This is a genomic window from uncultured Gimesia sp. (assembly GCF_963972345.1).
GTDB lineage: Bacteria > Planctomycetota > Planctomycetia > Planctomycetales > Planctomycetaceae > Gimesia.
In genome coordinates, this window is sequence record NZ_CAXAVM010000133.1 from 1 (window position 1) to 19,880 (window position 19,880).

Consider the following 19,880-nt stretch of genomic DNA (forward strand, 5'->3'; position numbering starts at 1 on the left):
TCTTCTTTGAGAGACTGTTCGGTAATCGCTGGCTGCAATGCCAGGCTTAACATCTGATCCTGTTTGAGATCGCGTTGAAATTCTTCCAGGGTAGAAGCCAGTTGGTCATCGGTGGCTTCGACGTAGACGGCAAACAGCTGCTGGTCTTTTTCAGCTTTGCTTGGGCCCTGCAGTTGACGTTCGACTTCCGACTGTTTCTGTTGATCGACGGGGATATTGTTTTGTGCCAGCAGCAGTTCCATCGTACCCAGAGCCTGTTTGACATCGACGACGCGGACTTCAATTACAGCCACTTTGCCATCAATATCACGGAAGTAAGGCAGCACATCTCCAATGCGGATCGAATCCAGTGGAATATGACTGGGAATCCCGGAGGAGGCGGCCAGACCCTGCTCGGTCAATTTGAGTTGTTTCGCCGCGGAATTCTGTTCGGCCAGCGTATTGTGAACAGAAAAGTCGGCGGGCGTTTTTTCCATGTGAGACCGCATCGCCAGTTTCTCTTTTACTTCAACATTGCTGGGCTGCATTCCCCGCTTGTCCAACTGAAGCTCGACTGAGGGAACAGGATGAGGCTGGCCGGGTTTTCCAATGTCCGTACCTGCCTGCAAATTGAATTGATTTGATCGGGCGGCTACCTGATTATCATTCCTGTCAGCCGATGTAGTGAGGGCCGGTTCTGCTTCCGGCTGCAGTACCATGCGATCTGCCTGGGAGAGTAGCGGGGAGCTTTCCGGAGTATCGATATTCAACAGTAATACAAATAAGACCAGCGCAGCTACCGAAGAACAGGCACTGATGGCAACGGCGATGCGATAACGCAGCATCGAAGGAACACGCCGGGCCGGGGCCGTTTCTGTGGAAGTCAGCAGGGTTTCCTGTTCGATGCGACGCCGGATGGAAGGTGCCAGTTCGGGAGGCGCCGATTCCGTAGCGGTCTCCTGCAGCAAGCGGGAGAGTTCGCCGAACTCATGCAGTTCCTGTCGCGCGGTCTGGGACTGTTCCAGTTGTGACTCCAGCTCAAGACGTTCCTCGGGGGAAACTTCGTGATCGAAGCAGGCGGACAGATTTTCGTTAAAGTGGGATGGGCTGCTCATTTGGTTTCACTTATCGATGACTCATGGTCAGACTCGGAAACACGCGTGACAGGTTCGTCCTGAAACAACGTGCTCAGTTTCTGTTTTAGTTCATTCCTTCCTCTGAAAATTCGGCTCCTGACTGTTCCCAACGGGATCTCCGTGATTTCGGCAATTTCCCCGTACGACATGCCTTCCAGTTCCCGCAGGATTAAAGGCGTGCGATACTCTTCCTGTAACTCGTTGAGTGCCTGATGAACCAGCTTTTTTCGCTCGGCGAGTTCGGCGACTTCGGGAGGGTGATGTTCGGGGCGTGTATCAACCAGCCAGGTACCGGCCGGGTTGTCTTGTGGATCTATCGTGGTGGAAGTTCGTTTTGTTTTTCGTTTCTGAGTGATCGCGGCATTAAAAGAGATGCGAAACAGCCAGGAATAAAAGGCGGCTGAACCTCGGAATGTTTTCAATTTAAAAAAGGCCTGGGTAAAACCTTCCTGGGCGGCATCGCGCGCATCGTCGCTGGAGCCCAGAATCCGCACCAGGGTTCGAAACAGGCGGTCCTGATATTTCAGTACCAGTTGATCAAACGCCTCGGTACGACCTGCCAAACATTCTTGAATCAGGTATTGATCATTGTTGGTCACAGTACCTCTTGGACGATCCGTGGGGAAATGAAGTTCCCGTCATTTGAGAAATACAGGGATTTTACGCGAAAAACGATTGCGGTAGCGTCTATCTTCTTACTTTTCAGCAGCTTACGTCAATATTAATCTGCGGGAGTAGATAGATTGTCAGGATTTTTCTGCTGCAGCAGGATTCAGCCGGCAGTTATCGATCAGACGCGTGGCACCAACCCAGGCAGCGATCAACGCGACCATCTCGGATTGAACCGAGGAAATATCTTCGAGGGTTGTGGGGTCAGCGATTGTGGCGTAGTCCAGTTTCAACAGGGGTGTTGACTTCAACAACTGTTGCATGGCGGATTTGATCGACGCGAGATCGGTTTCACCGGCGGCGATTCTTTCTTCTGCCAGTCGCAGGGCCCGTGAAAGGGATAATCCCGCCTCCCGTTCTTCTTTGGAGAGATAAGCGTTCCGACTGCTGAGAGCCAGACCGTCTGAATCGCGGATAATGGGACACGTTTTGATCTCGACCGGAATATTCAGGTCGAGGCACATCCGTCTGATGATAGCCTGCTGCTGAAAATCTTTCGCACCAAAATAAGCGATGTCCGGCAGACAACTTAACAGCAGCTTGGTGACGATGGTAGTCACGCCCTGGAAATGATTCGTGCGGGTGGCGCCTTCCAGAATGCGCGAGAGAGCTTTGACCGTCACATCGGTTGAATACCCGTCGGGGTACATGATACTGGTATCCGGAGTCCAGACGAGGTTTGCGCCGGCCGCCGCACATTTTGCCAGATCCTGTTCCAGCACGCGCGGGTATCTTTCAAAGTCTTCATCAGGCCCAAATTGGGTCGGGTTTACGTAGATGGAGACGACCACAAAATCGCAGTCAGCGCCAGCGGCTTCAATGAGACTGGTATGCCCTGCATGCAGGGCACCCATGGTGGGCACAAAGCCAATCCGGGCTCTCTGCTGGCGTTGTGCTGTGACCCGATTCCGCAGTTCAGAAATCTCGCTGACGGTTTCCAGAGTCGGATCAGGCATGATCGAAAACTTTCAGGACAGGCGCCAGGGCCGGTTCAGACTGGATGATCCCGGCTGGTTAAGACTCTGTTTTTTTCGGAGCCTGGCTGCGGTTACCGCTTCCGCCCCGTTTGCCGGAACGCCTTCGTTTGGGACGTCTGCGACTCTGATCATCGGCTTCAGCTTCCGGCGGATTTTTAGGGTTATCGCTCTTGTCACTTTTAACGCCGACCAGTTTCGGATTCAGCAGATAGGAAATGGCTTCTTCCCAGCTGGGAACGTTCGGATATTTGTTTTCGGAAACCTGTTTCGTCGGAGGGGATAACACTTCAATGTCATCTGCTTCTGAACCGGATTCGACTTCACTTTCATCCGTAACTGTTTCGGATGCTTCGGATGTTTCGGTAGAAACTTCACTCTTGCGTCTACGGGATCGGCGTCGCGAACGTTTGGGTTTCTGTTCGGTTCCTTCTTCGGAATCGTCCTCGTCGGCGTCATCACTTTCGGCCTGGACATCCTGCTCCTCATCTTCCGTTTCTGTTTCTGCTTCGGAGGAATCAGTTGTTTCATCAGGCTTGCGTGAACGTGATCGGCGACGTCGTCGTCGGCGGCGGGGACGTTTGGTTTCCGCTGTGTCTTCTTCGCCCTCGGTTTTATCCTCTGCTTCTGTTGCCGTCTCTGTTACCGCTTCGTCGTCTTCCTCTTCGTCGTCATCTTCATCATCGGCAGCGACAACTTCCTGCTGGAAAGCCACCACTTCTGAAATGAGACCGAAGCCAAACTCATTGTCATCGTCCAGTCGCTCGTCTGTCCGGGTGGTAGTTTGCGGCGGAACAGGGATCTGTTTCTTTTCAGGACGGGACTTCTTCCGTGGCGGAGCAGCAGGCTTCTGCACTTCGGCGACTTCTGCTTCGTCGTCCTCGTCTTCGTCGTCGTCCTCATCATCGCTGGCCGCGATTACTTTCCTGGAGCGGGATGAATCATCTTCATCCCAGTTCCAACCCTCCAGGGCATCCCAGTAAGTATCTTCCTCGTCATCTTCTTCTGCGGATGACGTGTCTTCTTTCAGCTGGGCAGCGGGAGCAAAGTCCTCTTCGACTTCATCCTCTTCGTCGTCGTCTTCCTCATCATCATCAAAAGAGGCAATCAGGTCATCGTCTTCGTCGTCTTCTTCGTCATCATCATCTTCTTCATCGTCGTCGAAGTCGATTCCCGAGTCCAGTTCTTCGGCCGGGACGGTCTTTTTGCTTTGGGGGGCAGGTACTTCATCGTCATCGAAAATCGAATCGCCGAAGAACTGATCATCGTCGTCGTCGACCTCCGATTCTGCCGAGACCGGCTTTTTAACATCCTCATGCTCAGCGGGCGCAGACTCATCCTGGTCGGATGTATCCTCGTCTTCTGCGAGATCATCCTCAAAATCAAGGGGCAGCGGTTCAACCTGTTTGTCAAAATCGATGCCAAACAGATCACCTGCGAGAGACTCCCAGGAGTCACCTTCACCCGACGGATTGATGCCAAACGGCTCTTTGCTTTTATTCATATGCGCAAAGTACACGTTCCGTAGAGTTTTTTCAAGATTTGCGCCTGTTCTGAATTTTTATATCTCAGGGAAATCATTGACTGTCTGAGTATTCGATATGGTGGATCACCGCCTGCAGTTTGCGGGCTTTCTCCAGCATGGAATGGTAGCGGGGCACCTTGGCATAACCGACCTGGCGTGCCAGCAGATCTGCTTCGGAACTCAAAACTACTGTACAGGGAATAGATTTAACCTGTAAAATATCAGCGATTTCGCGGTCTTTATCAAAATCCAGGTGAACTGGTTCAAAAGCCTGATTCAGATAACGCGTCATCCGCGGATCGGAAAGCGTCTCCTGTTCCAGTTTGCGGCAGTAAGTACACCAGCTGGCATCAAACACGATGTAAACCGGTTTGTTGCTCTTCAGTGAAGCTTGATGCGCTGATTCCAGATCAGTGTGCCACTTGATCTCATCTGCCGTCTTCGTCTCCGCTTTCGATAATTCTATTGAGATGCCAACCAGGGCAACGATCGAAAAACCAATAATGCCCCATTGAATCAGTTTGGGAAGTCTTTTCATCTCTGTGACTCCTTCACAAGTCTGAACTGTCATCCCTGACAGCTGTACTTATGTGGTAAAACGTGGTGACCCGGTTAAGAGTGAGCTTCTGTTAAGAACATATTTGATTGATTCGAGACGTGGCAGACACGGTATTTCGTGATCTGAAATACCTGGATGCAAAGACGAACAGACCTGAATCCAGGGAAATCGTCGTAAATCATTCATTTAACTTTATCGGAGTGAATCGGGGAACTACTGTGATCGATTCGACCCGATTCACCTGAATAACCGGCACATGGCCGGTAAAGTTTACCTAACCGGAACAGAGTGGGGGCGAAACACAGAAAAAGCCAAAGCGGCAGACAGATTTGATGAGAAATCTGTTGCCGCTTTGGCTTTGAATCAATGGGACAGGGCCGCGGTCAATTTTCGGGTGGTGTTTGCGGCTTTGCTTTGGCAGGCGTCTCTTTCGGAGCGGGCGCCGGTTTGCTGGCTGAATTTTCAGCCGCGGGTTTTTTCGCAGCTTCCGCGTCTTTGGCGGGTGACCCGGTTTCGGGTTTCTTATCTTCACTGTTTGCGGGTGCCGGCTTTTTGGCAGTTGCAGGGTCCGGTTTTTTACCCGCCGGTGGAGTGGCCGGCTTTCCAGCGGGAGGCGCAGTGGTATTTGCTTTCGCTGGAGCCGCTTCCGGTTTCTCAATCGGTTCAACCAGGGCTTTGCGTTTCAATTTCAGCGATTCGAAGCTGTTGGCAGAGATGACGTAGTACCAGTTGGCGAATCGCTCGTTGAGTTCCTGAGCCAGTTCGCTGCCCTGGGCGACCTTGTCATCGTATTCCTTCAGTTTGCGTTCATAGGTTTTCAGTTGAGACTGATAGGCTTTCATGGCCTTTTCATAGGCGGCTTGCGGACTCGGCTTCTCGTCTGCACTGGCTTCTTTTTTGTCTGTTTCCGATTCCTTTTTATCCGTTGCCGGTGTTTCTTTCAGATCGGCTGGTTTTTCAGGCGGTTCCGGTTTTTGAGGAGGGTCGCCGAGATAGGCCGGATCAAAGGCAGCTGTGACCAGCAGATAACGACTGGTTTTCAGCGCACTGTCATTTCCCTTTTCGGACTCCGCATTCTCAGCCGGTTTGGCATCATCGGATTTGGCGTCACCCTGTTTCTCATCCGCTTTATCATCTTTCTTTTGACTGCTGTTTCCCACTTCGATATCAAGCGTACTGCCTGTGAAGATTTTGCCGAAGTACAGTGAGTAGACCACTCCCTGACTGGTCGCCAGTACCACTTCCCCCTCATTGGAGGCCAGCTGGGTATTTCCCTGGGGACCTCGCGCCAGTACAAACCCTTTATTCTGCAGATCGAACAGATCCAACTGGGTTCGCGGTTTAAGTGCTCCCGATTCTTTGAGGCCTGCCGCCAGTTCACTCGATTTGGGGCGGATCCCCTGAATCTTCAGGTCAGTGAGAGTATTGACCAGCTGGTTGACGTCGGCGGTATTCAGTTTTTGCGTCTCTTTGTCCAGGCCCCTCATTTCCCAGGGGGTGGTTGAATTCTTACGCGTGAGGACCGTCACGTTTTCTTCAGGGGTCTGACTTTCATAAACGATTTTCTGTTGCGCTTCATCGATTGAATAATGGCTGATTAAAATTTCTATCAGTCGATCGCGGTCGACTTTCAGGATATCCGGTTCAATCCACTCGGAGAATTCGGACGAGAGATCAACATTCAGTTTCGTGCGATAGACGGCGTCTTCATCGACTTTGCGAACATAATATTCATTCGGCTGTTCAGGAACCTGCTTGCCGATGATAAAGTCTACCAGCGGGGCACCCCCTTCTTTGCTGAGCGTCAATCTTTGCCCGCGACCCTTCAGGTTGGTATTGGATTCATCCAGGGGATCAATGACCCCAAAGCGTTCGTGGTCATTCTTGCGCCGGCTTTCCAGCGCACCACGGATCACACCAACCAGCGACGTCGCGGTTTCCGCCAGCTCATCCTCTGCGTCTGCGGGGTAGTCATGATGCGAGGGGATTTTCCATGCACCCTCCTTAAATTCCACATTGAAAACTTTCAGCGTCGCTAAATCTTCGTTGTAGCTCACCACACGCAGCGATTTGGCTTGCGTCGGGTCTGTAAATTCAGGATAGAATTCTTCACCTACATTTTCATAGCCGGTCAGTTGAACCGGTTGAGAAGCACGGTCAGTGAAATAGGCGGCTACCAGGGTAACCGCTGCGATTCCTGCAAATGTCAGTGTTCTGGTCGTTTCATTCATGGCAAACGATTTTACTTATTAAACAGTGAGTTAAATGGAATACTGAATTGATTTCCCGACAAGCTATCTGCATGGCAGGCAGGCGTTATTTCTTCAATCTCCGGTCGGGAGAAATGTTCTGGTTTTCATTTTTGATCCTGAAGAACAGGAAGCACATCCCCAGCAGGATTGCCGGGAACGGCGGGACGAGGATCGCATACCAGCGGATGCGGTCTTCGATGGCCCGGATCTGGCGTTCTGTCTGGGCTTTGATTTTTTCAATCTGTCGCTGTTTTTCCCGTTCGATGTTGGCTTCATCGACTTCCAGCCTCCGACTCTCATTTTCCTCGGCCATTCGCAGCATCTGCTGTTTGGTATTCCCGTCGATGGTGGTGTCCTTGATGATTTTATCACGCTCTGCTTTGAGGCGATCGCGGGCTTCTTTGAGTTTTTCTTCCGCAGTGGCGGTCGCTTTTTCCCGTTCCGCATTGCGTTCTTTCACAAACACGGATGTTTCGCGTTCGACAAGTGTCAGCGTGCGGAGTTGGGAGCGGCGTTTTCGCAGCTTGATGTAGGAATCATCGCCGGCCAACTGGTCGACACAGTTCAATAAGAACGTCACGTTGTCAATTTTCAGACCGAAGGCCTGGCGCTCCCGGATATTGAACAGCTCATCTGAGATCAGGTCGGCATCAGCTACGAAGATCACATCAAGATCTTTGATTTTCGACTTCTCGGTCGAAGTAATCTGCGCTGCAATCACGTGCGAATATTCGTCGATCAGGCGTGGCGGATCTTGCGCGATGCGGACAGAATTGAAGAACGGGCTGGTGATCTGGCCCCATGATAGCAGGCCCGAGTTGAGCCCGGTTCTCAGCAGTGGTTCGAAGTTCAACGTGGAATCCGATCGGGGACGAATATTTCCCGGGAAGAAAGTCAGAATTTCCTGCAGTCCGCTGGTGATATTACTGTCCTGGCTGAAGGCACCCCTGACGCCGCTTTTGGGGCTGATGAAAATCAGCTCAGGGCGTACGACCTCGGAAAATTCCGGATGGGGGTTAAAATAGTCAAATACGACTTCCCCGTTGTCCCAGGCAATCTGCAGCAGGTTCAGCAGTGGAGTCAGACGTCCGTCATCCGCCTTGGGGGTTGGCGGCGGTTGTCGCATGCCCATCATGCCCCCCGGACTGGGTTTCGGCATCCGTGGTGCATTCTGGATGCCTCGTCCTCCGCCGTAGACGGGCAGGGGGTCATCGCAGATCAATGTCGGTTTCCCTTTTTTGACGTACTCGATCAGGTTGTTCAACTGTGGTTCTGTCAGCGAAGAAGGCAGCACGGCGATTAACACATCGTAAGCGGTATCGCTGATCGGGGAATCGGGAGAGACCTGCTCGACCTTGTATTGTTTCTTGAGCTCACTGACGATCAACCACGGCGGCTGGTTGCCCCCCATGCCCATATCCAGGCCGCCAAAGATACTGGCGTCGGTATTGAGAATTCCAACCGTCAGACGCTCATCTTTCGAAACGGTGCGAATGGAACGCGTGAGTTCATATTCGATCGGGGTTCCCACATTGAAGAAGGGGATCACGACTTCATCGGTTCCGCTTTTGACGACGGCTCCCATGAAGATTGTATCAACAAAGGCACGACCACCACGTTCTGTCTGAACCTGCTGGGGTGAAATATTCAGCAGGCGGGCTTCTTCTTCCGCTTTACTGAATGGTTCCACATCAACAAAACGAACCTGAAGCCGTTTGCCCCCCAGCTGGTTATATTCCCGCAACAGACCAATCAGTCGTTTGCGGATCGGCACGTATTCACGCGAGACTTCCGGGCTGATGAAGGCTTCAATGGTGATCGGATTTTTTTCATCAATCTTTTCGAGCAGGTCCCTGGTTGTCTTAGACAGGCTGTAAACCTTTTCGGCGGTCATGTCGATGCGGCTGCTGCCGTAAGAGACAATGACATTCGCACTGATCAGAATTACTGCCAGTGAAACAGTGCGGACCAGGTACTGCAGTCCCATCGAATTCTTCTGCTGTGAACTCCAGTGCCGCCGCGTAATCAGGATCCGGTTCAGATACAGCATCATTACGGCCAGTGAAATAAAATACAGAACCGCGCCGAGGGGAATGACCCCCGTGCTGAAGTCCTGGAACTGTTCGACCAGGCTCAGGTTCTGGATCAGGTCACTGGACGGAGCAATCTGGCCGATGAAAATCGGGATTGCACAGATGACGGTTCCCAGCACAAATGCGACCGTGGTACTGCTGGTCAGGGCCGAGGCGAACATGCCTGCGGCCAACAGGGAAGCACCGGCCAGCCAGTAGCCGAAGTAGGTGGTAAACATCAGGCCCATATCGGGATTGCCGATTTTCCAGAGTACAAACACGTGCGTCACCGAGAACAGCAGCGCGATGGTGTAGACGGCGAGTACCGCCAGGAATTTACCCAGCAGGATTTCCAGGTCGGAAGCGGGCAGGGTGAAAAGCAGTTCGTCCGTTCCCATTTTTTTCTCATCTGCCCAGGCACCCATGGTAATTGCCGGGATGATGAATAACAGCAGTAAGGGATACCACAGGCTCAGTTGATCGAGGTTTGCCTGATTGTTCGCGAAGAACTGCTGGTTGAACGCGGCAAAGGCGCCGGCTACGACAAATACCACGATAAACAGATAACCCAGTACTCCGGAAAAGTAACTCTGTACGTTTCGCTTGAATACGGCCAATACAACGTTGTTCCGCAACATAACAGAAGGGTCCTTACGTCAGCTTTATCTGATACTATAAATGAGTCGGTAAAAGAAATATTACGCGTGTGTCAGTTTGTGGAAACGCGTTTCCATATCGTCCTGGCTGTTTCCCAGCTCAGCTACGGAACCGTCAAACACGATTGAGCCCTGGTTGATCAGGATTACACGGCTGCAGACCGCTTTGACTTCCTGCAGAATATGAGTCGAGAGCAGGATGGTTTTGGTTTTACCCAGATCACGAATCAGGTCTCGCACGGACTGATTTTGATTTGGGTCCAGGCCACTGGTAGGTTCGTCCAGAATCAGAATATCCGGATCGTGCAGTAATGCCCCTGCCATGCCCACGCGTTGTCGAAAACCACGAGAGAGTTTTCGGATTGGTTTTTTCCAGACACTGCTCAGATCGCATTTCTCCATGACGAACTCCAGGCGATTGCTGAGTTCGGCGGCTGACATGCCCCGCACGCTTCCGGCATAGGTCAGAAAGCCCTGGGGGGGCATCTCTTCATACAGCGGACCATTTTCGGGGAGGTACCCGAGTTTCTGGCTGGCTTCAATTCGATGTGTACTCACATCAAATCCGCCGACGCGTGCCTGGCCTTCACTGGGGGAGAGAAACCCAGTCAACAGCTTCATGGTAGTAGATTTGCCCGCGCCGTTGGGACCCAGAAAGGCGGCGACCTGGCCGCGGGGAACGGAAAATGTCACATCTTTTGTCGCGGCGAACTGGCCATAGAATTTACTCAATCCGATGGCTTCAATCATGTTCTCACCGGACGAAGTTTCAGACTGCTCTGCAGAAGATTGCTGAACCTGTTCCGACATTACAATGATACTCCCGATGATTATCTCGTGGCTTGATTCAACAGAAAGACTGTAAGGTCACGGTCTGCCAGAGACCTCGCTCAAATCCTTTTACGTGAGAGATCGTCCGACAGTTGGGTGGTTTGTTCATTTTTAACTGGAACGTGTTAAAAACACAACAAAGGGGGAGAGTACGTTTTGAGTTACACAGATGTTATCCCATTTTGTACCAACGCCGGAATGCCGGTCAGGCTGACGGGAAAACATCCACATTGTCCATATAGAAATAATCCCCGCATTTCCTGATGTCCAGTCTGTTTGAACCTGATTTCCGAATTTATTTCGCGGATCGATCCCTTTCAGGCTGTTTCAGTCAGACTACAAAAAAATCGGTTGTACCTGGTCCGGGCACAACCGATTTCTATTATTCGAACTCAGTAGAGTGCTTTGTCAAGCTGGACTGTGTCCCGTTTTACTGTAGCGTCTCCAAGGCCATTTGGGCCGAGTATAATAGAATGTGAGACGCTAAGGTTAAATGTGACGCACTCTAAAAATTGAGGGTTGGGTGTGTTGATGACGTGCTCCGTTGTCGCACGCTCGTGATATTTATCAACCCAAAATTTTAAAATGACACTCCAATAGATTATTGAGCAACGACTTCGGGCCCTTCGACCTGCTCGAAGTATTTTTCGACCTGGTACTTTGCCTCGAGTTCCTGGCTCCACTCGAAGTTGGTCTGCTGCTGTTCCATCTGGGCCATCGGCAGGTACGGAGAAAAGAAGAAGAACATGTCTTCCTTCAGAAACTCCTGGTACATGGCGGTCAATCCGCCGGGCGTGGAGGGAATGCGGTTGATGACTTTCACAACATAACAGACCGTTTTGTCGGCATTCATCACGACGCCGACTTCTCCGTTATCCAGATTGTCAAAGACTTCTTCCATGAATTCGTTACCGGCTCCTGCGACGGCTGAAATGCTTGACAGCTCCGGACGAGGCATGGAAAACGGATTGCTGGCATTGGCAGTGGAAGTCCGCATCCAACTGAACGATTCTGTTGTCGTCGTGGACAGTTCAGTCCCTTCCTTCTTGCCGGTGATGGTCTGACCTTCGATTGCAGCCGACATTTCTTTGTCGCCGCTGATCAGTTTTTTCAGCTCCTCTCCCCGCTTCTGAGCCAGGGGGCGGGCTTTTTCCAGCTTTAACTGTTCCGTGATCTGCTGATCAATTTCCGGATCGTCGAATTCAGGGATGGTGGCATCGACGTGTTTGGTCTTCCAGTAACTGAGTAATCCGCTGGAGAAAGAATCTTCTGCTTCGTAAGGGATATAGGTCAGGTTAACGGGAGTTTCAAACAGTTGTTCGATGACTGTCCGTGGTTGTGCTGCAAACTGATTGATACTTGGCTCACGGGCAGTGCCCAGTGGGTATTTCTCAGATTCCGACATTTCCTGAGCCGACATCATCGGCGTAATGTTGTAAATCAGCTGATGTTCGGCAGCATACTCTTTGAGAGCCTTGCTTGCTTCTTCCGGTGTGGGCCGTGTGGCCCCTTCTTCCGGGTTGGTGATTTTGTCACTGAGTTCATTCATGAACAGCTCTGCATCGGAAATTTTATCTTTCATCAATTCCAGTGTGCGTTCACGTAACAGCTGATCGCGGATTTCACTTTTCAAATCTTCATTCAAGGGGCGATAAGGTTCCAGTGGCGGGGGAGCCGTGGTGGTCGCTTCCGGTTTGATTTCTGCAGTTTCTGCACCCGGTTTGGGAGCAACAACGGGAGATTCCGCTGGTTTTTCATCTAACAGGGAAACGAATGTGGCAGACTCAGCAGCAAGTGCACTGGACTCTTCTTTCTTTTCCGGCTGTTCTGATTTCGGTTCAGGTTTGGTTGCAGGCTCCGGTTTTGCATCAGTCTTGGGTTTGGCAGGTGTTTCAGCTTTAGCGGGCGTCTCTGTTTTGGTGGGAGCCGTTGGGGGTTTCTCTGTCGGCTTCTCGCCAGTTTCCGGTTTAGGTGCTTCTGCCGGTTGCTCGGTAGCAGGACCGGTGGGAGCAGGCATTTCGGGTGCCGTCGGAACGGTGGAGCCAGCGGGAAGATCCGGGATGGGATTGTTTTTGTAGAGGCGTTCTTTATTGTCTTCGTAGAAAGCCGCAATCTCTTTGTCGGTCACAGGGGGAACCTGCTTTTCAGTATCCACGTAATCCGCCATCAGGTATTCCACCTGCACCTTCTGAGGTTGGCGTAATCCCGGTGAACCAGGACCTTTTTCGCCCGGGAAGACGGTTTTATAGGTTTCAAAGAATGCTTTTTTCTCGGCGGGACTCGGTGCGGGGACTTCGGCTTCAAAGTCTTTGACTGGTAATGCAACGAGTTCCAGTTCCTGCCGGACATTGAACTTTTTGTAGAAGTTCCAGTATTGAGCAGGAGTCAGTGAAACTTCAGGTCGCAGCATCTGGAAAGCCTGTCGTGCCTGCAACTGATCGCGGAAGATGTCGTAAATCTGACCTTCGGTCTTGCCCAGTTGCTGACAGGTTTCCTGAAAGGCTTTGCGGCTGAGTTTATTGTTCGTGTAGCGGGAAATATAGTTGGAGATCGCATCATCAGAGATAATCAGGTTCATTTTTTCCGCTTCTTTGCGGAACAGGAACTCAAGGATGATGTCATCTTCCATGTCACGACCGAAACCAAACATGGCGCCGCGGGGAGGCTGAGGACGCTGCTGTTCTTCTTCCGTCAGGGACGCCATATAGGATCGCATGATGAACTGATTGGCAATCTGGCGATTCTGGACCATCTCCTGGTACTCTCGCATATCGATGTTGCCAGCAGTGCTTCTGACTACTGTTTCTGCGCCGACTTTGGGGATGTAGAGATAACCCACGAAGAATCCGATGATGACTCCCACGGCCGCGAACTGAATTCCTTTGCCGCGGTCACGGCCCAGGTACCAGAACACGAACCCGAACAGCAGCATTCCCGCAATGGGAGGAAACTGCGCGGGTGTCAGCTGGTCCATGACGATAAAGGCGAACAACGCCAGAATGGTCAGAGGAACCATTAATACTTTTTGTTTTTTACGAAACAATTCCAGTGGCGAGGCCATTCTGTTTCCTTCTTCAGTCTGCAAGTCGAATGAATTCGAATTCCTGTAGTGAACTTCCGGTGTCAACGAGATCCGATTGAAGTAATCGCTGGTTTTCGTATCTTCCAATTGGAAAAGAGTTTTCCGTTTATTTCATGTGTTGTAATTTATTCCGGCCATTCGTGAAAGTCTTCTCTCAAAGAATCCTGCTGTTTCCTGTCTCTTCCTGCTCCGAAAAGTGCCCGGTTTGGGGACGGCCTGCCTGATGAAAAAATAAATACAGGCTTGACAGAGACTTTTAAGACGGTTAGAGATTGCCGAATGAAGTTTACAAACTGATCCGGATTCAGCAGATCCAAAATACAATAAACAGGAATGATTGAGCCGCGTATTGTAGCCAGCTTGACTCTGGAGGCAAGGTCGACGTCGGTTTCTCAGGAAGGGCATGTCTGGTGGCAAAAAAGAAGCTGAAGGCACTGGTGATCGTGGAATCACCGGCGAAAGCCAAGAAAATCGGCAGCTATTTAGGCAGCGACTATAAGGTCCTGGCCAGCATGGGCCATGTCCGTGATCTGCCTGCCAAGGCTTCTGATATTCCAGCGGAATTCAAGAAAAAACACAAATGGGCGACCCTGGGCGTCAATGTCGAGTCGGAATTCGAACCTTATTATCTGGTGCCCAAAGAGAAGAAAAAGACGGTTCAGGAACTCAAAGATGCCCTGAAAGATGCCGAAGAGCTCATTCTCGCGACCGACGAAGACCGCGAAGGAGAGAGTATCGGCTGGCATCTGGCCGAGCTGCTCAAACCGAAAGTCCCGGTCAAACGCATGGTTTTCTCTGAAATCACCGAGGAAGCCATTCAGGAAGCGATCGCCAACCCTCGCGAGCTCGATCTGAACCTGGTCTCAGCCCAGGAAACCAGGCGTGTGTTGGATCGTCTGTACGGTTTTACATTAAGCCCGTTGTTATGGAAGAAGATTGCCCGGGGCCTGTCAGCCGGCCGTGTACAGTCGGTCGCCGTGCGGATCCTGGTCCAGCGCGAACTGGAACGGCTCGCTTTCAAAAGCGGTACCTACTGGGATTTGAAAGCCCAGCTCAAGACCGGTGAAGGCGCGGAATTCGAATCGATGCTGATGACGGTCGACGGGAAAAAAGTCGCCAGCGGGAAAGACTTCGACGAATCTACGGGGAGACTCAAAGAGGGCGCCGATGTTCTGCTGCTGAATGAACAGCAGGCAGGGGACCTGCTGGAGCGGGTGAAAAAATCGGACTGGACGGTCACGTCAGTCGAACAGCGATTGCAGTCGCGTAAACCGCCCGCCCCGTTTACGACCAGTACCCTGCAGCAGGAAGGTAACCGCAAGCTGAATATGTCCGCGCGGGAGACCATGCAGGTCGCCCAGCGTCTGTATGAAGATGGTCACATTACTTATATGCGTACTGACAGTGTCAATCTTTCCAACGAAGCGGTTTCGGCTTCACGCAAACGGATTGAAGATCTGTACGGTAAAGATTATCTCAGCCCTGAAATCCGCCGCTTCGATACCAAGTCCAAAGGGGCACAGGAAGCACACGAAGCGATTCGCCCTGCCGGTAAATCGATGAAAACGGTAGAAGAGCTCGGCCTCAAGGGGCAACAGGCCAAGCTGTATGCCATGATCTGGAAACGAACCATGGCCACGCAGATGGAAGAAGCCCGTCTGCGGTTTCAAACTGTCACGATCACAGCTGACAACGCTGAGTTTCGTGCGACGGGACGTCATGTCGAATTTCCCGGTTTCTTCCGTGCGTATGTGGAAGGCTCTGATGATCCGGAAGCAGCATTGGATGACAGCGAATCGATGCTGCCTCCCCTCGAAGAGAATCAGGCTCTGGAAGCCAGCGAAATCGAACCACTCAAGCACGAAACCAAACCACCCGCGCGCTACACGGAAGCCACGATTGTCCGCAAGCTGGAAAGCGAAGGCGTCGGGCGTCCAAGTACGTATGCTTCGATCATCGGCACCATCCAGGACCGCGGCTATGTCAATAAATCAGGCAGCCAGCTGGTGCCTACTTTCACAGCGCTGGCAGTCACCCGTCTGCTGGAGAAGTTTTTCCCGAACCTGGTCGATCTGCAGTTCACCGCTGCCATGGAACAGGAACTGGATGACATCGCCGTGGGTGAAGGGGATCGCCTGCCTTATCTGAATCAGTTCTATCGAGGTGAAGCAGGCCTGGATGAACAGGTTAAATCTAAGGAAGAAACCATCGATGCACGGGAAATCTGCACGCTGGATCTGGAAGGGATCACTTCGGCAGTCCGCGTTGGTCGCTATGGACCCTATGTTTCCAACGAGGCAGATGAAGATCCGGTTTCGGCTTCAATTCCCGATAATATTGCCCCTGCAGACCTGACAAACGAGCTGGCTGAAAAATTAATCCGCCTGAAAGCCGAAGGCCCGAAGTCGCTCGGCATGCATCCCGAGGAAAACACTCCCATCTATAAACTGCATGGGCCCTTTGGTCCGTATCTGCAGTTGGGAGATGTCGTTGAAGACGGCCCAAAGCCCAAGCGTGTCAGTATTCCCAAGAACGTGGATCCCGATACGATCGATTTTGAAACCTCTTTGAAATATCTGAGCCTGCCGCGTGCGTTAGGCGAACATCCCGAGACCGGCAAAAAAGTGAATGCCGGCATCGGTCGATTTGGCCCCTACGTGCTGCATGATAAAGTTTACAAGTCACTGGGCAAGGAAGATGACATCCTGACCATTGATCTGCCTCGCGCGGTCGAACTGCTCAAACAGGCGCGCAAACGCAGTGCTCCCACACCGATTCGGGATCTGGGGAAACATCCGGAAGACGAAGAGCCGATCGGCATTTTCGATGGCCGTTACGGGCCTTATGTGAAACATGGCAAAATCAACGCGACGATTCCCAAAGAGTACGAAGTCGAGAATGTGACACTCGAGCAGGCCGTCGAATGGCTGGATGCCAAGGCAGCGAAAAAAGGCGCCAAAAAAGCAGCCAAAAAGAAGTCCGCAGCGAAGAAGACCACCAAAAAAACAGCCGCGAAAAAGACGACAAAAAAAGCGGCTGCAAAAAAGAAGACCACCAAAAAGAAAGCGGCGAAAAAAACTACAAAGAAGAAAGCGGCTAAGAAAGAAGAATCAGAAGAATAACATCACGTCTCAGATCAGGCCGATGCTTTCGAAGTGTCGGCCTGTTTCTTTTCAGACGCGGCCTTCTCTTCTTCAATTTCTTTGCAACGCTTCTGATCTGCTGCATCAACCTCTTTCTGATCCAGATCAAATTCGTCGATCAATTCGCGCCGTCGTATTGTTATCTTCCGGTCAAACTCACTCAGCACATCCAGAGCACGATCGCGCGAAGTCACTAAGCCGATTATCAGGTATTGCGTAATCGCGATGCCATAACAGACCCAGCCCACTGTCCCTTCCGTCGTTGCGGACAGAATTGCAAACACCGGCGAGGAACGATTGATATGCTGGCAGACCACTCCCTTCAGAATGACACGCCATTTTTCTTTTAACTCGCGGAAGATTCCATATTCCCGGGATAACTTTAATGAGGGAGGACCGGGATGAATAATCGAAAACAGTTCCTGGTCTGGCATCGCTTCTATGACACCGATCGCCAGGAGAATTCGAAGCCCCGTAAGAATCGACAGTTCGGTTCCCTGCAGGCTGAGAGGTACCCATCCTGCAAATAATGCCGACTCCATATTAGCAGTGGCAGCCAGCAGCAACAGGGAACCACGAAACCACTGCTCGAGGTCTTTTTCAAGCTCGTCATCGATTTCCTGAACCCGGATGACCTTATTCAGCATCAAATGGAATATCGGGATTGCTATTAATCCGATAAAAAATCGCATTAGAGGCTTCAACAGGATTCGAATAAATCCACCCACGATAATTCCTAACTGATCGAAGGGTATTGGCACGAGTATGTCTCCCTGACAGTTTAAACGCTCATGGTTCTGTCAGGGATTAAAAAAGACCGCGGAAAATCCGGGTCTTAAGCGAAAGTTGAGTTCCTATTATGACTTAAAATGAGTCGAGGAGACAAGATAAATCTGAAACAACTGCTTTACCAGCGAATCTGTTCGTAAAGTTGCAGTAAACGTTGGCCCCGGTTTGGGTTGAGTTGCTGGACATACGCCACACGGCCACGCAGATGACTGGCAAAATCCGGTTGATTCTCGCGGTTCTGAGTTCCCGGTCCCTGGCGAATGCAATTTGTGAGAATCGCTTTCAGCAGATCAAATTCTTTGCGAGGCACATTCGCATGCTCATTCACGACGACGCCCGTTACTTTCTGCTGTTGATTATTGCGTAACACGCGACGCTTCATCTGATTCACCTGGAACCGTTCAGAGCGGATGATCTGATTGACCAGCGGCAGAAACACCTGTAATGATCGCAGAAACGCTTCTGATCCTGAAAAAGTCAGATCGTCGGCATAGCGTGTGTAGTCGGCATCAAAGGCGCGGGCCAGTCCGGAAAGTCGCACGTCGAGCGAATAGGCGGACAGGTTCGCCAGCGCAGGAGAGGTAGGTGCCCCTTGAGGCAGATGCCGCGACAGATACGGAATGAGCGGTCGCAGGCTGCCATCCGGGAAAGGCAGGCTACTGGGAATCACGGATGTGGTGAGTCGTGCCAAATACAGCGATGCTTCACGGCAGTATCCCAGGTTACGAAAGATAGCAACCACGCGGGAAAATTTCACGCTGGTGTAAAAGTTCTCCAGATCAAATTTCACAACCACACGTTTGCCCGTGTGTGGTGCTGCATTGGTCACAGAAGAGCGACCGCGTACAAATCCGTGAGCCGCTGTATGCAGGGGAATCGGATTCAGAATCTCCCGCAGGATCTGCTGCTGCGCCATTTTTAAAAACGGGCGGGGCGATTCGATCAATCGGAACCCGGACCGTTTTGGTTTCCAGTGATAGAGATAATGCGATTCCTGTTCGTCATCGGGACGATCAAACTGTGTGAAGCGATGTGTCAGCCAGGCCACTTTCCCCAGCGGGAGTCCCAGCCACTCAGCGAGTTCGGCAGGCGTGCAGAATTGTGGCAGTGCGTAGCGGGCCAGTTTCTCGGCATCGCCATCTTTGGTCATGTCGAAATAATGGCCGGTTCGCGCACCGTAGCGTGCCAGTTCGTAGGGGGGCGCTGCGACTTCTTCGATGTTCTCCACCCGGCTCGAATGACTGCTGCTATAGCGTAATGGTTCCAGTTTGACTTTGCCTCGGGGGGGGCGAGGAGTGGTTTCTTCCGGGATGGGGGTCGACTCTACTGGCGAGACGGTCGGGCGCGGGGGAGCGCCGAAGAAAATCCGTCGTAAGAAATCAAATAAGCCCATTGAAAAAACCTGCAGTCATTCCGTTTCTATTGAAGGCAAATCAGTGCCTAAAAAAATGGCCAGCGGGCCGCACAACCGATCCTGTGACGAAGTGTTGCTACGATAAGCGTCTATCGTAGCGACACTTCAAGTGTCGTAGTGTGGTCAATCCTTCTCCCGCGGGGTATCCCCGCAGAACTCTGAGCGATCTGTTTAGATTCAGTCAGAGTCAGAACTTGTGCGACCCACTGCCCATTATGTCTGCAAATCGTAGCCTTTTCGTGAGATGCGTCAATGTTAAGTCTGGTGAATCTGGCCAATGCCGCTATTTTCCATCAGGATAAAAATTTTGTAAACTGAAGGGACCCGTCTGACAGTATATAACGCTGCATCCCATAGGACGAACTGCAATTGCTACGATTGACAGACCCGGCTAAAGTGCGAGAATTCTGGGGATTTCACAACAGTGCATTCTCAAGCCATTTCAGCTATGCTGACGCGATCCTGGTGGAACATACATCACACGCGCCAGAAGTAGATAGATATACAAACAGAAAGTTGAGCAGATGCTGGGAAATGTCTCTCCCACCGAATTCGATTTGCGATTTTCATTCTGGGGAATCCCGATCCGCGTCCATCCCCTGTTCTGGTTGATGGCGGGCTTTATGGGCTGGTATCCCGATGATCCGAAAATCACGCTCATCTGGATCGCCTGTGTATTTATCTCGATCCTGGTGCATGAACTGGGACATGCTGTCATGGCGAAATATTTCGGCTGGCCTCCTGAAATTGTACTCTATCACTTTGGCGGACTGGCCATCTATCAGCCTTACTCGGGGCT

12 protein-coding genes and 1 pseudogene are annotated in these 19,880 nt (G+C 51.6%); 2 read left to right on the forward strand and 11 right to left on the reverse strand.

Translation table 11 applies throughout. The features are described 5' to 3' along the window. The 9 genes from AACZ40_RS19715 to AACZ40_RS19755 all read right to left on the reverse strand — a co-directional run. The coding region (locus tag AACZ40_RS19715; RefSeq protein WP_339675547.1) for a hypothetical protein at positions 1-1,094 on the reverse strand (1,094 nt) is incomplete at its 3' end. Next, complete coding sequence (locus AACZ40_RS19720; RefSeq protein ID WP_291175657.1) at positions 1,091-1,714, reverse strand: sigma-70 family RNA polymerase sigma factor; 624 nt, start codon at positions 1,712-1,714, stop codon at positions 1,091-1,093. The genes AACZ40_RS19715 and AACZ40_RS19720, both read right to left, overlap by 4 nt. Before the next feature lie 147 nt (positions 1,715-1,861). Beyond that, positions 1,862-2,740, reverse strand: coding sequence for a pantoate--beta-alanine ligase (panC, locus tag AACZ40_RS19725; RefSeq protein ID WP_291175654.1), 879 nt, complete (start codon positions 2,738-2,740; stop codon positions 1,862-1,864). Positions 2,741-2,798: 58 nt separating this feature from the next. Next, positions 2,799-4,262: a hypothetical protein gene (locus AACZ40_RS19730; RefSeq protein ID WP_291175651.1), complete on the reverse strand. Its 1,464-nt coding sequence runs from the start codon at positions 4,260-4,262 to the stop codon at positions 2,799-2,801. Positions 4,263-4,335: 73 nt separating this feature from the next. Further along, positions 4,336-4,821, reverse strand: a complete 486-nt coding sequence (locus AACZ40_RS19735; protein WP_291175648.1) for a thioredoxin family protein — start codon at positions 4,819-4,821, stop codon at positions 4,336-4,338. A gap of 404 nt (positions 4,822-5,225) precedes the next feature. Next, entirely contained in the window at positions 5,226-7,073 is a 1,848-nt protein-coding gene (locus AACZ40_RS19740) for a DUF4340 domain-containing protein (protein WP_291175645.1), read from the reverse strand. Between the two features lie 85 nt (positions 7,074-7,158). Then, the gene (locus AACZ40_RS19745) at positions 7,159-9,804 is read right to left on the reverse strand and encodes a Gldg family protein (RefSeq protein ID WP_291175642.1); all 2,646 of its coding nucleotides are present in this window, start codon (positions 9,802-9,804) and stop codon (positions 7,159-7,161) included. A gap of 60 nt (positions 9,805-9,864) precedes the next feature. Next, a complete protein-coding gene (locus tag AACZ40_RS19750; RefSeq protein WP_291175639.1) occupies positions 9,865-10,632 on the reverse strand; it encodes an ABC transporter ATP-binding protein in 768 nt (255 codons plus the stop codon). Positions 10,633-11,254: 622 nt separating this feature from the next. Then, the gene (locus AACZ40_RS19755; RefSeq protein ID WP_291175635.1) at positions 11,255-13,714 is read right to left on the reverse strand and encodes a hypothetical protein; all 2,460 of its coding nucleotides are present in this window, start codon (positions 13,712-13,714) and stop codon (positions 11,255-11,257) included. 431 nt (positions 13,715-14,145) lie between these two features. Here AACZ40_RS19755 and topA point away from each other — a divergent pair, with 431 nt between their 5' ends. Then, entirely contained in the window at positions 14,146-16,857 is a 2,712-nt protein-coding gene (topA, locus tag AACZ40_RS19760) for a type I DNA topoisomerase (protein WP_291175632.1), read from the forward strand. Positions 16,858-16,871: 14 nt separating this feature from the next. Here topA and AACZ40_RS19765 read toward each other — a convergent pair whose 3' ends face one another. Both AACZ40_RS19765 and AACZ40_RS19770 read right to left on the reverse strand, forming a co-directional pair. Beyond that, positions 16,872-17,639, reverse strand: a complete 768-nt coding sequence (locus AACZ40_RS19765; RefSeq protein ID WP_291175629.1) for a DNA topoisomerase I — start codon at positions 17,637-17,639, stop codon at positions 16,872-16,874. A 146-nt stretch (positions 17,640-17,785) separates the two neighbouring features. Next, positions 17,786-19,060 carry a reverse transcriptase family protein gene (locus tag AACZ40_RS19770; RefSeq protein ID WP_291175626.1) on the reverse strand — a complete coding sequence of 425 codons (1,275 nt, stop codon included), beginning with the start codon at positions 19,058-19,060 and terminating at the stop codon, positions 17,786-17,788. A 545-nt stretch (positions 19,061-19,605) separates the two neighbouring features. Between AACZ40_RS19770 and AACZ40_RS19775 the strand changes: the two are divergent. After that, a pseudogene (locus AACZ40_RS19775) lies at positions 19,606-19,880 on the forward strand (hypothetical protein); the annotation flags it as partial.